This window comes from Burkholderia sp. CCA53, from assembly GCF_001685525.1.
GTDB classification, from domain to species: Bacteria; Pseudomonadota; Gammaproteobacteria; order Burkholderiales; family Burkholderiaceae; genus Burkholderia; species Burkholderia multivorans.
The window spans coordinates 2,678,664-2,695,066 of the sequence record NZ_BDDJ01000001.1 but is presented as its reverse complement, the minus strand read 5'-3'; the positions used below and the strand labels follow the sequence as shown (position 1 = coordinate 2,695,066).

The window sequence follows — 16,403 nt, the reverse complement described above, 5'->3', positions numbered from 1 at the left end:
CCCATCATGAAACTCAACGAGCGTCTCTCCACCGTGCCGCGCGACATCGTCGCCGGCATTGTCGTATTCCTCGTCGCGCTGCCGCTCTGCCTCGGCATCGCGAATGCCTCCGGCGTCGAACCGTTCGCCGGACTGATGTCGGGCATCGTCGGCGGCATCGTCGTCGCGCTGCTGAGCGGCTCGTCGCTGTCCGTCAGCGGGCCGGCGGCCGGCCTCGTCGTGATCGTCGTCGACGGCATCGCGCAGCTCGGCAGCTTCTCCGCGTTCCTGCTCGCCGTGCTGCTGTCCGGCGTACTGCAGTTCGTGTTCGGCATGCTGCGCGCCGGGCGCTTCGCCGCGTACGTGCCGTCATCCGTCATCAAGGGCATGCTCGCCGCGATCGGCGTGCTGCTGATCGTCAAGCAGATTCCGTTCGCGCTCGGCATCGGCGGCGCGTCCGCGCAATCGTTTGCGTCGTGGTCCGCTCAGCCTGCCGCCTGGGCCGCGACCGCGATCGCCGTCGTGTCGCTCGCGCTGCTGGTCGCATGGGATTCGAGCGTGCTGCGCCGCTTCGCATGGGCGCGCGCGGTGCCGGCCCCGCTCGCGGTCGTCGTGCTCGGCATCGGCGCGACGCTCGTGCTCGGCGCAGTCGCACCGTCCGTCGCGCCGGGCGCCGCGCAACGCGTCGCGCTGCCGGAACTCGAATCGTTCGCGGCGTTCGCCGCGTCGCTGAAGCACGCGGAGCTGGGCCCGAACTTCGCGCAGCTCGCCAATCCCGACGTGTGGCGCGTCGCGATCACGCTGGCCGTCGTCGCGAGCCTCGAAACGCTGCTGTGCCTCGAAGCGGTCGAGCAGATCGATCCGAAGCGCCGGCCCGTGCAGCCCGATCGCGAACTGAAGGCGCAAGGCGTCGGCAATCTGGTCGCCGGTGCGGTCGGCGGCCTGCCGATCACCTCGGTGATCGTGCGCAGCTCGGTCAACGTCAATGCGGGCGCGCAAAGCCGCGTGTCGGCCGTCGTGCATGGCGTGCTGCTGCTCGTGAGCGTGTTCGCGCTGACCGGCCTGATCAACCTGATTCCGCTCGCGAGTCTCGCCGCGATCCTGATCCATACGGGCCTCAAGCTCGCGAAGCCGGCACTGTTTCGTGCCGTGCTCAAGCAGGGGCCGGCCGCGTTCGTCCCGTTCGCGGCCACGATCGCCGGCGTGCTGGCCGTCGATCTGCTGTTCGGCATCGCCGCCGGTCTCGCGTGCAGCGTGCTGACGGTCGCGGTCGCGAACCTGAAAAGCCCGGTCACGCTCGCGCAGCACGACGACCACTTCCTGCTGTCGTTCCGCAAGGACGTATCGTTCCTCGGCAAGGTTCAGGTCAAGCACCATCTGCGGCACATTCCGGACCGCGCGGCCGTGATCGTCGACGCGACGCGCGCCGACTACATCGATCACGACGTGCTCGAACTGCTCGACGCGTTCATCGCCGATGCGCCGCGACGCGGGATCGCCGTCGAGTTCCGCCGCCCGCACGCGCAGCCGGGCAGCGCACCGCGACGCTGGGGGTTCCGCGCGCCGGCCGCGGAATGACGCGCGCATAAAAAACGCCCCGGCGGCACGAGGCCGCTCGGGGCGTTTCGGCATGCGCTCGACGCGAGGCTCAGGAGCGCTGCGGGTTCAGCTTGTCGTCCTTCGAATGCAGCTTGTTCAGCGCGGCGATGTACGCCTTCGCCGAGGCGGCGACGATGTCGGGATCGGTGCCGACGCCGTTGACGATCCGGCCGCTCTTCGACAGCCGCACGGTCACTTCGCCCTGCGCCTGCGTGCCGGTCGTGATCGCGTTCACCGAGTACAGCAGCAGCTCGGAGCCGCTGCCCACCTCGCTCTCGATCGCGTTCAGCGTCGCGTCGACCGGGCCGTTGCCGCGAGCCTCGCCCGCCACTTCCTTGCCGTCGACCGAGAATACGACCTTCGCGTGCGGCTGCTCGCCCGTTTCCGAATGCTGCGACAGCGACACGAACTTGAAGTGTTCCTGCTCCTGCGCGAGCGCCGATTCCTGCGACACGATCGCGATGATGTCCTCGTCGAAGATTTCCGACTTGCGATCGGCGAGATCCTTGAAGCGCATGAACGCGGCGTTCAGTTCGGCTTCGCTGTCGAGCGACACGCCGAGCTCCTGCAGACGCTGCTTGAACGCGTTGCGGCCCGACAGCTTGCCGAGCACGATCTTGTTCGCGGTCCAGCCCACGTCTTCCGCACGCATGATCTCGTACGTGTCGCGCGCCTTCAGCACGCCGTCCTGGTGAATGCCGGACGCATGCGCGAACGCGTTTGCACCGACCACAGCCTTGTTCGGCTGGACGACGAAACCGGTGATCTGCGACACGAGCTTCGAGGTCGGCACGATCTGCGTGGTGTCGAGGCCGACGTCCAGACCGAAATAGTCCTTGCGCGTCTTCACGGCCATCACGATTTCTTCGAGCGACGTGTTGCCCGCGCGCTCGCCGAGACCGTTGATCGTGCACTCGACCTGACGCGCGCCACCGATCTTCACGCCGGCCAGCGAGTTCGCGACCGCCATCCCGAGATCGTTGTGGCAGTGCACCGAGAAGACCGCCTTGTCCGAGTTCGGAATGCGCTCGCGCAGCGTCTTCACGAGGTTGCCGTACAGCTCGGGCACGCCGTAACCGACCGTGTCGGCGATGTTGATCGTCGTTGCGCCCTCGGCGATCACCGCTTCCAGCACGCGGCACAGGAAGTCCATGTCGGAGCGGCTGCCGTCTTCCGGCGAGAATTCGACGTTGTCGGTGAACTTGCGCGCGAAGCGCACCGCGAGACGCGCCTGCTCGAACACCTGGTCGGGCGTCATCCGCAGCTTCTTCTCCATATGCAGCGGCGACGTCGCGATGAACGTGTGGATCCGGAAGCTCTCGGCCGGCTTCAGCGCATCGGCCGCACGCTGGATGTCCTTGTCGTTCGCGCGTGCCAGCGAGCAGATCGTGCTGTCCTTCACGAGACCGGCGATCGTATGGATCGCGTCGAAGTCGCCGTTCGAGCTGGCCGCGAAGCCCGCTTCGATCACGTCGACCTTCATGCGCTCCAGATGCTTCGCGATGCGGATTTTCTCTTCCTTCGTCATCGACGCACCGGGCGATTGTTCGCCGTCACGCAAGGTCGTATCGAAAATGATCAGCTTGTCTGTCATGGGGAGGCTCCAGGGCTCTTTATACGGAAGTCAACGTAATGAGATCGCGCCACCGCTGGCGACGCTCAACAACAGACGAGGCTTGACGGAGGGCGAGAACGGTCAGCGCGGCAGGCGCGCCGAAGCTAGCGCGCGTAGCGGCGCACCGGCTAGAAGGAGGGAGAGGCGGGAGAACGCAGTCATGCCGGAGACTATAGCGGCATTCCGCAACGTACGCAATCGGACGGCGCCCGAAGCGCGACGCACGCGCCAGCGAAACAGGGACAAATAAAAACGGCGGCCTCGAGGCCGCCGTTGCATGCAGAGCGATGCGTCAATGATCGCGCTGCGACGAGCGCGCGGGATTCGCGCGTCCGCGCACGGCCATGTAGGCCCAGAACACGTAGCCGGACAGCCCGTACAGCACGAACAGGCAGAACAGCATCAGCGGCGGATCGGACGACACCAGCACGAACGCGACGACGACGAGCAGGATTGCCGCGAACGGCACGCGGTGGCGGACGTCGAGCGCCTTGCCGCTGTAGAACGGCGCGTTCGACACCATCGTCACGCCTGCGTAGATCGTCAGCGCGAACGCGACCCACGGCAGCCAGCCGAGCTTCATCGGCACGCGGTTGTCGGTCGCGAGCCAGACGAAGCCGGCGATCAGCGCGGCGGCGGCCGGGCTCGGCAGGCCCTGGAAGAAACGCTTGTCGACGACGCCGATATTCGTGTTGAAACGCGCGAGACGCAGCGCGGCGCCCGAGCAGTAGACGAATGCGGCGAGCCAGCCCCAGCGGCCGAGATCCTTCAGCACCCACTCGTACATCACGAGCGCCGGCGCGACGCCGAACGACACCATGTCCGACAGGCTGTCGAATTGCTCGCCGAAGGCGCTCTGCGTGTGCGTCATCCGCGCGACGCGGCCGTCCATTCCGTCGAGCACCATCGCGACGAAGATCGCGATCGCGGCGATTTCGAACCGCACGTTCATCGCCTGCACGACCGCGAAGAAGCCGCAGAACAGCGCGGCCGTCGTGAACGCGTTCGGCAGCAGATAAATGCCGCGGGTCTTCAGGAACCGCTGGCGCGCGGCGCGGCGGCTCTCGATCGGTGCCGGCTCGGGCGTGAGCGCCTTGTTGCGGCGGAACGAGCGCGGCGGCTGGTTGACGCCGTTGCGCGGGCGGCGCGGTTTGAATGCGGCCATCGTGCGCCTCGCCGCTTACTGTTCGAGCTCGGCGAGGAGCGTCGACGACGCGTACACCTTCTCGCCGATCGACACCTTCGCGCGGCTGCCGAGCGGCAGATACACGTCGACGCGCGAACCGAAGCGGATGAAACCGTAGCGCTGACCGCGCGACAGCGGCTCGCCGGCACGCACGTAGCAGAGAATCCGGCGCGCGATGAGGCCGGCGATCTGCACGGAGGTCACGGTCTTGCCGCTTGCCGTCTGGATCACGACCGCGTTGCGCTCGTTTTCGGTCGACGCCTTGTCGATCGCCGCGTTCAGGAATGCGCCCGGGAAGTATTCGACCTTGGTGATCGCGCCGTCGACGGGCGAACGCTGCGAGTGCACGTTGAAGACATTCATGAACACGCTGATTTTCAGCGCTTCGCGATTCGCATACGGATCGTGCGCGGTCTCGACCGCGACGATGCGGCCGTCCGCCGGGCACAGCACCGCATTCGGCTGCGCCGGAATCGGGCGCTGCGGATCGCGGAAGAACTGGACGACGAAAACGAGCAGGAGCCAGAACGGCCACGCGAAGCCGAAGCCCCCGACGGCGTGGATCAACAGCGCGATGACGGCTGCAATCGCGATGAACGGCCAGCCTTCGCGCGCGATGATCGGATGAGGATAGTTCATGGATTCGTTCTGTGTTCGGTGAATTGCAAAGCACGTAGCATAGCAAAAGCCGCCCGGGGCACTGCTGCCTTCGGGCGGCTTTTTGACACCGACCCTCCGTTCGAAGGGCCGGAACAGCACGCGGTGCTTAGTTCTTCGTCTGGTCGACGAGCTTGTTCTTCGCGATCCACGGCATCATCGCGCGCAGCTTCGCGCCGACCTGCTCGATCTGGTGCTCGGCCGTCAGGCGGCGACGCGACTGCAGCGTCGGCGCGCCCGCCTTGTTTTCCAGAATGAAGCTCTTCGCGTATTCGCCGGTCTGGATGTCGGTCAGGCATTGCTTCATCGCCTTCTTCGTCTCTTCCGTGACGACGCGCGGGCCCGTCACGTATTCGCCGTACTCGGCGTTGTTCGAGATCGAGTAGTTCATGTTCGCGATGCCGCCTTCGTAGATCAGGTCGACGATCAGCTTCAGTTCGTGCAGGCACTCGAAGTACGCCATTTCCGGCGCGTAGCCCGCTTCGACCAGCGTTTCGAAGCCGGCCTTGATCAGCTCGACGGTACCGCCGCACAGCACGGCCTGCTCGCCGAACAGGTCGGTTTCGGTCTCTTCACGGAAGTTCGTCTCGATGATGCCGGCACGGCCGCCGCCGTTCGCTGCCGCGTACGACAGCGCGATGTCGCGCGCCGCGCCCGACTTGTTCTGCGCCACGGCGATCAGGTGCGGCACGCCGCCGCCCTGCGAGTACGTGCCGCGCACGGTGTGGCCCGGTGCCTTCGGCGCGATCATGATCACGTCGAGGTCGGCGCGCGGGATCACCTGGCCGTAGTGGACGTTGAAGCCGTGCGCGAATGCGAGTGCCGCGCCCTGCTTGATGTTCGCGTGCACTTCCTTCGCGTAGACGTCGGCGATCTGCTCGTCCGGCAGCAGCATCATCACGACGTCGGCGCCCTTCACCGCTTCCGCGATTTCCTTCACCGCGAGGCCCGCGTTCTCGGCCTTGCTCCACGACGCGCCACCGTTGCGCAGACCGACCGTCACGTTCACGCCGCTGTCCTTCAGGTTCAGCGCGTGTGCGTGGCCTTGCGAGCCGTAGCCGATGATCGTGACTTGCTTGCCCTTGATGAGGGAGAGGTCGGCGTCTTTGTCGTAGAAAACGTTCATGGTGGTTCCTTCGCTAATTCAAAAATTCAACGATTCGTTCAAATGGAGTACTGCGGGCCGGGACCTGACGGCGCACCCGGCGTGCCGTGCGGCGTACCGCTCGGCATCACACCTTCAGGATGCGCTCGCCCCGTCCGATGCCGGAGCTGCCGGTGCGCACGGTCTCGAGGATCGCACCCGCGTCCAGCCCCTGGATGAATGCGTCGAGCTTGTCGCTCGCGCCCGTCAATTCGATCGTGTAGGTCTTCTCGGTCACGTCGATGATGCGGCCGCGGAAAATATCCGACATCCGCTTCATTTCTTCGCGCTCCTTGCCCACTGCACGGACCTTGATCAGCATCAGCTCGCGTTCGATGTGTGCACCGTCGGTCAGGTCCACCACTTTCACCACCTCGATCAGGCGGTTCAGATGCTTCGTGATCTGTTCGATCACGTCGTCGGAGCCAATGGATACGATGGTGAGCCGCGACAGCGATTGGTCTTCGGTCGGCGCCACCGTCAAGGTTTCGATGTTGTAGCCGCGTGCGGAAAACAGACCGACCACGCGCGACAGCGCACCCGGTTCGTTTTCCAGCAGGACGGAAATGATGTGTCTCATGTTCGCTTCTTCCAGAATGTGTCCGTGTCGATTCACTCGCGCCGCGCGCCGCCCGGTGCCGCACCGCCCTTCGTGAAGGCGGCGGCCCCGCGCGCTGCGCGCGTCGCGCCGTTACAGATCTTCCGATCCGAGCAGCATCTCGGTGATGCCCTTGCCGGCCTGGACCATCGGCCAGACGTTTTCGGTCGGATCGGTCTGGAAGTCGAGAAACACGGTGCGGTCCTTCAGGCGCAGCGCCTCCTTCAGCGCCGGCTCCACATCCGAAGTCTTTTCGATCCGCATGCCGACATGGCCGTACGCTTCGGCAAGCTTCACGAAATCGGGCAGCGCATCCATGTACGAATGCGAATAGCGCTTGCTGTATTCGATCTGCTGCCACTGGCGAACCATGCCGAGGTAGCGGTTGTTCAGCGAAATGATCTTCACGGGCGTGTCGTACTGCAGGCAGGTCGACAGTTCCTGGATGCACATCTGGATCGAGCCTTCGCCCGTGATGCACAGCACGTCGTCGTCCGGGTGCGCCATCTTGACGCCCATCGCCGCCGGCAGGCCGAAGCCCATCGTGCCGAGCCCGCCGGAATTGATCCAGCGGCGCGGCTTGTTGAAACGGTAGAACTGCGCAGCCCACATCTGGTGCTGACCGACGTCGGAGCACACGAACGCGTTGCCGTCCGTCAGTTCCCACGCCTTCTCGACCACGTACTGCGGCTTGATGATCTCGCTCTCGCGGTCGTACTTCAGGCAGTCCTTCGCGCGCCAGCTCTCGATGTCCTTCCACCATTGCGCGAGCGCTTCGGTATCGGGGCCGTGCTCGGCCGTCTGCAGCTGCTCGATCAGCTCCTTCAGCACTTCCTTCACGTCGCCGACGATCGGGATGTCGACCTTCACGCGCTTCGAGATCGACGACGGGTCGATGTCGATGTGGATGATCTTGCGCGGACGCGATGCGAAGTGCGCCGGATCGCCGATCACGCGATCGTCGAAGCGTGCGCCGATCGCGATCAGCACGTCGCAGTGCTGCATCGCCATGTTGGCTTCGTACGTGCCGTGCATGCCGAGCATGCCGAGGAATTTCTTGTCCGACGCGCGATAGCCGCCGAGGCCCATCAGCGTGTTCGTGACCGGATAGCCGAGCAGATCCGCGAACTGGTTCAGCTCGCGCGACGCATCGGCGAGGATGATGCCGCCGCCCGTATAGATGTACGGACGCTTGGCCGACAGCAGCAGCGACACGGCCTTGCGGATCTGGCCCGAGTGGCCCTTCGTGACCGGGTTGTACGAGCGCAGCGACACGCTCTTGACGGGCTCGTACTGGCACGGCGTCTTCGAGATGTCCTTCGGGATGTCGATCAGCACCGGGCCCGGACGGCCGGTGCGCGCGATGTAGAACGCCTTCTTGACGGTCTCCGCGAGGTCGCGCACGTCCTTCACGAGGAAGTTGTGCTTCACGCACGGGCGCGTGATGCCGACCGTATCGCATTCCTGGAACGCGTCCTGGCCGATCGCTGCGGTGGGCACCTGGCCGCTGATCACGACCATCGGGATCGAATCCATGTAGGCCGTCGCGATGCCGGTGACCGCGTTCGTCACGCCGGGGCCCGACGTCACGAGGCACACGCCGACCTTGCCGGTGGAGCGCGCATAGGCATCGGCTGCGTGCACGGCCGCCTGTTCGTGGCGCACCAGCACGTGCTGAATCTTGTCCTGCTTGTAAAGCTCGTCGTAGATATAGAGAACCGAGCCGCCGGGATAGCCCCAGATGAATTCGACGTTTTCGTCGGCCAGTGCCTTCATGAGCACGGTGGCGCCGATGGAGTCGCTATCGGGAGGGGAAAGGGGTTCCGACGTGGAGAATTCCGCGCTGGGCATGTTCATTTTGACCTTTCGAATTTTCGGCAAAAAATTGATCGGGTGCTCTCTGCCGGGCTTGTGGCTCGGGTTCAAGCGGCGCGTCCAGTTGAAGGGCGGGCTTCATGGGCCAGCCTCAAATGAGACCATCACTTCATGTTGCGAATCGCCGACGATAGCGGCTCGCCGATGCGCCGTCAAGCAAAATATCCCGCAGCGCATCATGCGCGGCCGGACACGCACGACCGGCGCGGCTCGCGCACAACGCGTACGCCGCGCGTCGGTGCCAAGCGGCGCGAAAATTTGTTAGCATCCGCGGGTTTTACGAAATTTTTCGACCTTTCACACCACGCAGCGGTCCGCAGCGCATACCTTCACGGAATGGCATCAGACAAGGAACTCGCCGACTTTCTGGCGGGCGTCGAAAGGCGCGCGTTCAAGCAGGCTGCGTACGCGGTGCGTGACGACGATGCGTCGCTGGACATCGTGCAGGACGCGATGATCAAGCTGGCGGAGAAATACGGCGACCGGCCGGCGGCCGAGCTGCCGCTGCTGTTCCAGCGGATTCTGCAGAACGCGATCCACGACTGGTTTCGCCGGCAGAAGGTCCGCAACACGTGGGTCACGCTGTTCTCGTCGCTCAATACCACCGACGACGACGATTTCGACCCGCTCGAAACGCTCGAGACCGCGGACGACAATCCCGGCGTGGAGAGCAGCGAGCATCGCCTCGAGCGCGAACAGGTTCTGGCCCTGATCGACGAAGAGATCCAGAAATTGCCGGCGCGTCAACGGGAAGCGTTCCTGATGCGTTACTGGGAAGATATGGATGTCGCCGAGACTGCAGCCGCGATGGGATGCTCCGAAGGCAGCGTCAAGACGCATTGCTCGCGAGCCACCCACGCCCTGGCGCTAGCGCTCAAGGCCAAAGGAATCACGCTATGAGCTCCGCTCCCGCAAACCGAGAACTCGAATTCGCGCTGAAGGTGCGTCGCGCGCTCGACGAGCGCGCGGCCGCGCTGCCCGGCGCCACCACCGAGCGGCTGGCCGCGGCCCGCCGCGCCGCGCTCGCGCGCAAGAAACCCGAAGCGGCCACCGCGCCGGTGTTCGTGCCCGCCTTCGCCGGCGCGGCCGGCGCGCATGCGCCCGTCCGCGCGAACCGTCCGCAGGCGTCGTTCGCGCGCCGCCTGCTGCGCGCATGGCCGCTCGCGCTGCTGCTGGCCGGGCTCGTCGGCATCGCGTACTGGGAAGACATGCAGCGCACCGCCGAGCTCGCCGACATCGACGCGGCCATGCTCAGCGACGACCTGCCGCTCAACGCCTATCTCGACCACGGGTTCAACGCGTATCTTTCGCACGCACGCTAACAGACAACAACGAGGGGATCGCACGGGTGAGTCAGAAGCGCGGCCTGGCCGTATTTTTCGGATGCGTGATCGCAGTCGCCGTGTCGTACGTGGCCACGTATCCGCGATTCCACCCGACACCCGCCGCGACCACCGCCGCGGCAACCAGCACGCCCGCGCCGTCGTCGGCGGCGACCGCGCTCGGCGCCGATCTCGCGCCGCTGCCGCTTCCGCTGCCGGTCGCCAACGGCCCGCTGTCGTGGGCGCGCCTGAGCGCGGCGCAGCGCGAGGCGCTCGCGCCGTTCGCCGATCAGTGGGACGGCTTCAGCGAAGCACGCAAGCGCAAATGGCTGAAGATCGCGTCACGTTTCCAGAAAATGACGCCTGAAGCACAGAAACGCCTGCAGGCCCGCATGTCCGAATGGGTGCGGATGACGCCCGAGCAGCGCCGCGTCGCGCGCGAGAACTACCAGAGCGCGAAGGCGCTGTCCGCGCAGGCACGCGAACGCGCGTGGAAGGCGTATCAGCAGCTGCCGCCGGAACAGAAGGAACGCCTGGCGGCCGCCGAGCGCCGTCGCCGGCCGAGCGTGGTCAGCGCGCCGCCGACCGGCGCCGATCGCGACGTGCGCCGGATCGTCAACGGGCGTGTGCAGCCGGCCAGCAGCCCGGCGGTCGTGCCGGCGCCGGCGTCGGCCTCGGCCGGCACCGCGACGCCGCCGGCCGTCGCGTCGTCCGGCGCCGGTACGACGTCCGTCCCCGCGACCGTGACGCCGGTGTCGCCGGCGGACGCGCCGTCGCTCTTCAAAGGCTCCTGAGCGGCCGTGGCCGACACGTCCGCCCTTCCCGCCGCGGCCGACGTGCCGTCCGTCCGCCGGCGGCTCGCCGCGATGCTCTACGAGGCCGTGCTGCTGTTCGGCGTCGTATTCTTCGCGGGCCTCGCGTTCGGCCTGGCGACGCAGCAACGCAACGGCCTCGTCCATCACAACCTGCTTGCCGCCTGGATCGCGCTCGTCGTCGGGGCGTATTTCGTCTGGTTCTGGACGCACGGCGGCCAGACGCTGCCGATGAAGACCTGGCGGCTGCGGCTCGAAGCCGCGAACGGCCGGCCGCTGAGCGCGGGTCACGCGATCGTCCGCTATGCGCTCGGCTGGCTGTGGTTCCTGCCGCCGCTCGCGCTGCACCCGCTGCTCGGGCTGTCCGTGCCCGTCACGCTCGCGCTCGCGGCCGCGTGGATCGTCGTCTGGGCCGGCGCGGCCCGGCTGCACGCGGATCGCCAGTTTCCGCACGACCGGCTCGCGCGCACGCGCATCGTCGCGATGCCGCACTGACGCTGCGCGCGACATCGTTCGCGCCGCGCTCATCCGTCCGACGAAAACGCCGGCCTGCCTGGCCGCGCCGGCCTCGCCCACGTCCAACGCACGCCGCGCAACAGCGCGACATTCACTGCTAAACATACCGCACGGGACGTAATAAGAACGTCTTGTGACTGTCATGGCGCAGTCACGCCCGCATGGCGCAATGCCTGTCATGTCAACCGGCGCGAGTCATGCATGGGCCAGAAAACGTCCGCGACCTCCCTGTTCCGTCACCCTTTCGGCGCCCGCGCCGCCACCGCGTTCCTGTCCGGCGCCGCCGCGACCGACACGCCGTCGCGCGACGCGGCGCCCGCCGAGCCCGTCTCGCGACACGACGATCCGGCGCCGCCCGCGCACCGCTACCGCACGATCTGGCTGTCCGACATCCATCTCGGCTCGAGCGGCTGCCAGGCGTCGTACCTGCTCGACTTCCTGCGCCACAACGAGTCGGAATACCTGTATCTGGTCGGCGACATCATCGACGGCTGGCAACTGAAGAAGGGCTGGTACTGGCCGCAGGCGCACAACGACGTCGTGCAGAAGATCCTGCGCAAGGCGCGCAAGGGCACGCAGGTCGTCTACATCCCCGGCAATCACGACGAGGGCGCGCGGCAGTTCTGCGACCTCGCGTTCGGCGACATCCAGGTGCGCGGCGAAGCGTTCCATACGACGCTCGCAGGCAAACGTTTGTGGATCGTGCACGGCGACCTGTTCGACGGCGTGATCCAGCACGCGAAATGGCTCGCGTATCTCGGCGACACGCTCTACACGCTGATCCTCGTGCTGAACCGCTGGTTCAACCGGATCCGCAGCCGGCTCGGCTTCCAGTACTGGTCGCTGTCGCAGTACCTGAAGCATCAGGTCAAGAACGCGGTCAACTTCATCTCGCAGTTCGAGAGCGTGATGACCGACGAAGCGCGCCGGCGCGGCTGCGACGGCGTCGTGTGCGGACACATCCACAAGGCCGAGATCCGCGACATCGACGGCGTGCTGTATTGCAACGACGGCGACTGGGTCGAGAGCCTGTCCGCGCTCGTCGAAACGCTGGAAGGCGAACTGAAGATCGTCTACTGGACGGTGATGCGCACCGCACCGTCCGCCGCCCCGGCGCGCAAGACGCGCGCCGCGGCCTGACCTCCACCTCTTACAGGACACATGCCGCGATGAAGATCATGATCGTCACCGACGCGTGGGAACCGCAGGTCAACGGCGTCGTGCGCACGCTGAAGAGCACGTCGCGCGAGCTCACCGCGCTCGGCCACCGCGTCGAACTGCTGACGCCGCTCGAATTCCGCACGGTGCCCTGCCCGACCTATCCCGAAATCCGCCTGTCGATCCTGCCGTATCGCAAGCTGCGCGAACGGATCGACGCATTCGCACCCGACGCACTGCACATCGCGACCGAAGGTCCGCTCGGCCTCGCCGCGCGCCGTTACGCGCGCGCACGCAAGCTGCCGTTCACGACCGCCTATCACACGCGCTTTCCCGAATACGTGCAGGCGCGCTTCGGAATTCCGCTCGCGGCGACCTACCGCTTCCTGCGCTGGTTCCACGGCCCGTCGCTCGCGGTGATGGCGCCGACGCCCGTGGTTCGGGAGGATCTCGAAAAGTACGGGTTCACGAACGTCGTGCTGTGGACGCGCGGCGTCGACCTCGACATCTTCCGGCCGATGGAGTCGAAGGTGCTCAATACCGCGCGGCCGATCTTCCTGTACGTCGGGCGCGTCGCGATCGAGAAGAACGTCGAAGCGTTCCTGCGTCTCGATCTGCCGGGCTCGAAGTGGGTCGCGGGCGAAGGTCCGGCGCTCGCCGAGCTGAAGTCGCGCTATCCGGAGGCGAACTATCTCGGCGTGTTGTCGCAGGCCGAGCTCGCGAAGGTGTATGCTGCGGCCGACGTGTTCGTGTTCCCGAGTCGCACCGACACGTTCGGCCTCGTGCTGCTCGAGGCGCTCGCCTGCGGCACGCCGGTCGCCGCCTATCCGGTGACGGGCCCGATCGACGTGCTCGGCGACGGCGGCGCCGGCGCGATGCACGAGGATCTGCAGGAAGCCTGCCTCGAAGCGCTGAAGATCGAACGCTCGACCGCGCGTGCGTGGGCCGAGCGCTTCTCTTGGCGCGCGGCGTCCGAGCAGTTCGCGTCGCACCTGAAGCCGCTGCCGAAGACCGCGTACTCGCCTGCCGAAGGTGCCGCCGTTTGAAACGAGATCTGCACGACAAGACCGCGCTGCCCGCCGCGATGCCGACGCGGCACGGGCCGTTCGACGAGGACGACGCGCATGCCGACACGGACGCGCATGCGCACGAACCGCTCGGGCCCGACGATCCGCTGTCGCCGCTGCCGCCGAATCCGTACAAGCGCCACCGCGGGATCACGCGCGCGTGGTACGCGCTCAAGCATTCGCTGAATGGCTTTCGCGTCGCGATCCGCGAAGAAAGCGCGTTTCGTCAGGAGCTCACGCTGGCGGCACTGATGCTGCCGATCGGTGCATTCGCACCGGTGCCGGCCGCGTCGCGCGCGCTGCTGATCGGCTCGGTGCTGCTCGTGCTGATCGTCGAGCTGCTGAATTCGAGCGTCGAAGCCGCGATCGATCGCATCTCGCTCGAGCGCCACGAGCTGTCCAAACGCGCGAAGGACCTCGGCAGCGCGGCCGTGACGGTCGCGCTGTTCGCCTGCGTGACGACGTGGGGCTTCGTGCTCGGGCCGGTCGTCGCGCGCTGGCTCGGCTTCTAGGCGCGCACCTGCGCACTCTGCGCGTGCGGCGCTGCACCATCCGCGCGCTGCGCACCGAATCACGAAATGCGCGCGGTGTCGCGAAACCCCGGTTTATAATCGTCCGCTAGATTGAGCACAGCAACCCGCGCCGGACGAATCCGCAGCATCTGCAGCGCCCGCCAGTCCGGCACACACAGGGCCGGACGACATGGAAGCGAAACCTCCCCGCCGCACCCGCGAACGGATTCTCGAGTTGTCGTTGAAACTCTTCAACGAGATCGGCGAACCGAACGTCACGACGACGACGATCGCCGAGGAAATGGAAATCAGTCCAGGCAACCTGTACTACCATTTCCGCAACAAGGACGACATCATCAACAGCATCTTCGCGCAGTTCGAGCAGCAGATCGAACGGCGTCTGCGCTTCCCCGAAGATCACCGTCCGACGATCGACGAAACCTGGTCGTATCTGCAGTACATGGCCGATTTCATGTGGACCTACCGGTTCCTGTATCGCGACCTGAACGACCTGCTCGCCCGCAACCGCACGCTCGAGACGCACTTCAAGCAGATCATCAGCCACAAGGTGCGCTTCGCGCGCGAGATGTGCGAACTGCTCGTGTCCGATGCGGAGATGGTCGCGACGCCCGCCGAAATCGAAGTGATCGCAACCAACATGGCCGTGATCTCGACGTACTGGCTGTCGTATCAGTACGTCATGCATCCGCGCAAGTACAACGACCAGGACGCGATCCGCGAGGAGCTGCACCAGGTCAGCATGCATGTGATCTCGGTGATGGCGCCGTATCTGCGCGGGCGCTCGCGCCAGCTGTTCGACGATCTCGTGTCCGGCAAGCTGCCGAAGCGCGAATTCACCGACTACCTGCCGCCGCGCGACGGTTCGCCGCGTGCGGCGGCGGCCGCGAAGGACACGAAGCAATGAAGGCTGTTTGCGTTTACTGCGGGTCCGCGCCCGGCGCGCGTCCCGTCTATACCGAAGCGGCACGCGCATTCGGCCGCGCGCTCGTCGACGCGGGCCTCACGCTCGTCTACGGCGGCGGCCGCGTGGGACTGATGGGCGTGATCGCCGACGAAGTGATGGCGGCCGGCGGCCGTGCGGTCGGCGTGATTCCGGAACTGCTCGTCGACAAGGAAGTCGGCCACACGGGGCTGTCCGAGCTGCACGTCGTGCCCGACATGCATCACCGCAAGAAGATGATGGCCGACCTCGCCGATGCGTTCGTCGCGATGCCGGGCGGCGCCGGTACGCTCGAGGAGTTCTTCGAGGTCTATACGTGGGCGCAGCTCGGCTATCACCGCAAGCCGGTCGCGCTGTACAACATCGATTCGTTCTACGATCCGCTGATCGCGCTGCTGCGTCATACGGTCGACGAAGGCTTCATGCGCGCGACCTATTTCGACGCGCTCTGCATCGACTCGCAGCCGGCCGGGCTGATCGACCGGCTGCGCCGCTATCAGCCGCCCGCCCGCGACAAGTGGGCGCAGGACGCCGCGAAATAACCCGTTCCGCCCGGAGCCGCACGCGATGACCGCACCGTCCGACCGCAAGGCCGTTCTCATCACCGGCGCGAGCCGCGGCATCGGCCGCGCGACGGCCGTGCTCGCGGCCGCACGCGGCTGGGACGTCGGCATCAACTATGCGCGCGACGCGGCAGCGGCCGAACACACCGCGCAGGCCGTGCGCGATGCGGGCGGACGCGCGTGCGTCGTCGCCGGCGACGTCGCGAACGAAGCCGATGTCGTCGCGATGTTCGACGCGGTCGCGGCCGCGTTCGGCCGGCTCGACGCGCTCGTCAACAATGCGGGCATCGTCGCGCCGTCGATGCCGCTCGCCGACATGCCGCTCGACCGGCTCACGCGGATGTTCGACACGAACGTGCTCGGGGCGTATCTGTGCGCGCGCGAAGCCGCGCGCCGCCTGTCGACCGATCGCGGCGGCCGCGGCGGCGCGATCGTCAACGTGTCGTCGATCGCCGCGCGGCTCGGTTCGCCGAACGAATACGTCGACTACGCTGGCTCGAAAGGCGCCGTCGACACGCTGACCGTCGGCCTCGCCAAGGAACTCGGCCCGCACGGCGTGCGCGTCAATGCGGTGCGTCCGGGCCTGATCGAGACCGACATCCACGCGAGCGGCGGCCAGCCCGGCCGCGCCGCGCGCCTCGGCGCGCAATCGCCGCTCGGGCGCGCCGGCGAAGCGCATGAAGTCGCCGAAGCGATCGTCTGGCTGCTCAGCGACGCCGCGTCGTACACGACCGGCACACTGCTCGACGTCGGCGGCGGCCGGTAGGCGCGCTTGCCCGTCGTACCGCGCCCGATAACCGCGCCGTGCGTTGCGGCCCGGATCCGTCACGACACCACAA

General features: G+C 66.6%; 17 protein-coding genes. 11 read left to right on the top strand and 6 right to left on the bottom strand.

The genetic code is table 11. The features are described from left to right. Positions 1-6: 6 nt before the first annotated feature. Positions 7-1,557 (top strand): SulP family inorganic anion transporter, encoded by a 1,551-nt coding sequence (locus tag BCR55_RS12500; protein WP_035488718.1) that lies wholly within the window; start codon positions 7-9, stop codon positions 1,555-1,557. A 70-nt stretch (positions 1,558-1,627) separates the two neighbouring features. On the opposite strand, the gene BCR55_RS12495 is transcribed toward BCR55_RS12500, so the two are convergent. The 6 genes from BCR55_RS12495 to BCR55_RS12470 all read right to left on the bottom strand — a co-directional run bounded on the left by BCR55_RS12495 (position 1,628) and on the right by BCR55_RS12470 (position 8,635). Next, entirely contained in the window at positions 1,628-3,172 is a 1,545-nt protein-coding gene (locus BCR55_RS12495; protein WP_006405574.1) for a 2-isopropylmalate synthase, read from the bottom strand. Positions 3,173-3,485: 313 nt separating this feature from the next. Continuing rightward, positions 3,486-4,358 carry a CDP-diacylglycerol--serine O-phosphatidyltransferase gene (gene pssA, locus BCR55_RS12490; RefSeq protein ID WP_006398784.1) on the bottom strand — a complete coding sequence of 291 codons (873 nt, stop codon included), beginning with the start codon at positions 4,356-4,358 and terminating at the stop codon, positions 3,486-3,488. Between the two features lie 15 nt (positions 4,359-4,373). Further along, positions 4,374-5,018 (bottom strand): phosphatidylserine decarboxylase, encoded by a 645-nt coding sequence (locus BCR55_RS12485; protein WP_059940759.1) that lies wholly within the window; start codon positions 5,016-5,018, stop codon positions 4,374-4,376. Positions 5,019-5,145: 127 nt separating this feature from the next. Further along, on the bottom strand, positions 5,146-6,162 hold the full coding sequence (gene ilvC / locus BCR55_RS12480; RefSeq protein ID WP_065494599.1) for a ketol-acid reductoisomerase: 1,017 nt from the start codon (positions 6,160-6,162) through the stop codon (positions 5,146-5,148). A 106-nt stretch (positions 6,163-6,268) separates the two neighbouring features. Then, on the bottom strand, positions 6,269-6,760 hold the full coding sequence (gene ilvN, locus BCR55_RS12475) for an acetolactate synthase small subunit (protein WP_006398781.1): 492 nt from the start codon (positions 6,758-6,760) through the stop codon (positions 6,269-6,271). Positions 6,761-6,871: 111 nt separating this feature from the next. After that, on the bottom strand, positions 6,872-8,635 hold the full coding sequence (locus tag BCR55_RS12470) for an acetolactate synthase 3 catalytic subunit (protein WP_035488715.1): 1,764 nt from the start codon (positions 8,633-8,635) through the stop codon (positions 6,872-6,874). A gap of 354 nt (positions 8,636-8,989) precedes the next feature. Between BCR55_RS12470 and BCR55_RS12465 the strand changes: the two genes are divergently transcribed. From BCR55_RS12465 to BCR55_RS12420, 10 genes are all read left to right on the top strand, one after another. Further along, positions 8,990-9,553: an RNA polymerase sigma factor gene (locus BCR55_RS12465; protein WP_012213003.1), complete on the top strand. Its 564-nt coding sequence runs from the start codon at positions 8,990-8,992 to the stop codon at positions 9,551-9,553. Then, positions 9,550-9,975, top strand: coding sequence for a DUF3619 family protein (locus tag BCR55_RS12460; RefSeq protein ID WP_006398778.1), 426 nt, complete (start codon positions 9,550-9,552; stop codon positions 9,973-9,975). The genes BCR55_RS12465 and BCR55_RS12460 overlap by 4 nt, the downstream gene beginning before the upstream one ends. Before the next feature lie 26 nt (positions 9,976-10,001). Then, on the top strand, positions 10,002-10,769 hold the full coding sequence (locus BCR55_RS12455) for a DUF3106 domain-containing protein (protein ID WP_006405577.1): 768 nt from the start codon (positions 10,002-10,004) through the stop codon (positions 10,767-10,769). A gap of 6 nt (positions 10,770-10,775) precedes the next feature. Continuing rightward, a complete protein-coding gene (locus BCR55_RS12450) occupies positions 10,776-11,282 on the top strand; it encodes an RDD family protein (RefSeq protein ID WP_006411042.1) in 507 nt (168 codons plus the stop codon). Between the two features lie 222 nt (positions 11,283-11,504). Then, positions 11,505-12,443 carry a UDP-2,3-diacylglucosamine diphosphatase gene (locus BCR55_RS12445; protein WP_006411031.1) on the top strand — a complete coding sequence of 313 codons (939 nt, stop codon included), beginning with the start codon at positions 11,505-11,507 and terminating at the stop codon, positions 12,441-12,443. Positions 12,444-12,472: 29 nt separating this feature from the next. Further along, positions 12,473-13,507 (top strand): glycosyltransferase family 1 protein, encoded by a 1,035-nt coding sequence (locus BCR55_RS12440; RefSeq protein ID WP_006405580.1) that lies wholly within the window; start codon positions 12,473-12,475, stop codon positions 13,505-13,507. After that, complete coding sequence (locus tag BCR55_RS12435) at positions 13,504-14,040, top strand: diacylglycerol kinase (RefSeq protein WP_006398773.1); 537 nt, start codon at positions 13,504-13,506, stop codon at positions 14,038-14,040. Before BCR55_RS12440 ends, BCR55_RS12435 begins: the two co-directional genes overlap by 4 nt. A gap of 190 nt (positions 14,041-14,230) precedes the next feature. Next, positions 14,231-14,965: a TetR/AcrR family transcriptional regulator gene (locus BCR55_RS12430; protein ID WP_006411041.1), complete on the top strand. Its 735-nt coding sequence runs from the start codon at positions 14,231-14,233 to the stop codon at positions 14,963-14,965. Beyond that, on the top strand, positions 14,962-15,543 hold the full coding sequence (locus BCR55_RS12425; RefSeq protein WP_006405583.1) for a TIGR00730 family Rossman fold protein: 582 nt from the start codon (positions 14,962-14,964) through the stop codon (positions 15,541-15,543). Before BCR55_RS12430 ends, BCR55_RS12425 begins: the two co-directional genes overlap by 4 nt. Positions 15,544-15,568: 25 nt before the next feature. Continuing rightward, positions 15,569-16,330 (top strand): SDR family oxidoreductase, encoded by a 762-nt coding sequence (locus BCR55_RS12420; RefSeq protein ID WP_006405584.1) that lies wholly within the window; start codon positions 15,569-15,571, stop codon positions 16,328-16,330. Positions 16,331-16,403: the final 73 nt, after the last annotated feature.

Bases quoted from the DNA above. Each gene is read 5' to 3' on its own strand.
- BCR55_RS12445 (WP_006411031.1), top strand. From the start codon at position 11,505: ATGGGCCAGAAAACGTCCGCGACCTCCCTGTTCCGTCACCCTTTCGGC.
- BCR55_RS12470 (WP_035488715.1), bottom strand. From the start codon at position 8,635: ATGAACATGCCCAGCGCGGAATTCTCCACGTCGGAACCCCTTTCCCCT.
- pssA (WP_006398784.1), bottom strand. From the start codon at position 4,358: ATGGCCGCATTCAAACCGCGCCGCCCGCGCAACGGCGTCAACCAGCCG.
- BCR55_RS12465 (WP_012213003.1), top strand. From the start codon at position 8,990: ATGGCATCAGACAAGGAACTCGCCGACTTTCTGGCGGGCGTCGAAAGG.
- BCR55_RS12430 (WP_006411041.1), top strand. From the start codon at position 14,231: ATGGAAGCGAAACCTCCCCGCCGCACCCGCGAACGGATTCTCGAGTTG.
- BCR55_RS12425 (WP_006405583.1), top strand. From the start codon at position 14,962: ATGAAGGCTGTTTGCGTTTACTGCGGGTCCGCGCCCGGCGCGCGTCCC.
- BCR55_RS12485 (WP_059940759.1), bottom strand. From the start codon at position 5,018: ATGAACTATCCTCATCCGATCATCGCGCGCGAAGGCTGGCCGTTCATC.
- ilvC (WP_065494599.1), bottom strand. From the start codon at position 6,162: ATGAACGTTTTCTACGACAAAGACGCCGACCTCTCCCTCATCAAGGGC.
- BCR55_RS12440 (WP_006405580.1), top strand. From the start codon at position 12,473: ATGAAGATCATGATCGTCACCGACGCGTGGGAACCGCAGGTCAACGGC.
- BCR55_RS12460 (WP_006398778.1), top strand. From the start codon at position 9,550: ATGAGCTCCGCTCCCGCAAACCGAGAACTCGAATTCGCGCTGAAGGTG.
- BCR55_RS12420 (WP_006405584.1), top strand. From the start codon at position 15,569: ATGACCGCACCGTCCGACCGCAAGGCCGTTCTCATCACCGGCGCGAGC.
- ilvN (WP_006398781.1), bottom strand. From the start codon at position 6,760: ATGAGACACATCATTTCCGTCCTGCTGGAAAACGAACCGGGTGCGCTG.
- BCR55_RS12500 (WP_035488718.1), top strand. From the start codon at position 7: ATGAAACTCAACGAGCGTCTCTCCACCGTGCCGCGCGACATCGTCGCC.
- BCR55_RS12495 (WP_006405574.1), bottom strand. From the start codon at position 3,172: ATGACAGACAAGCTGATCATTTTCGATACGACCTTGCGTGACGGCGAA.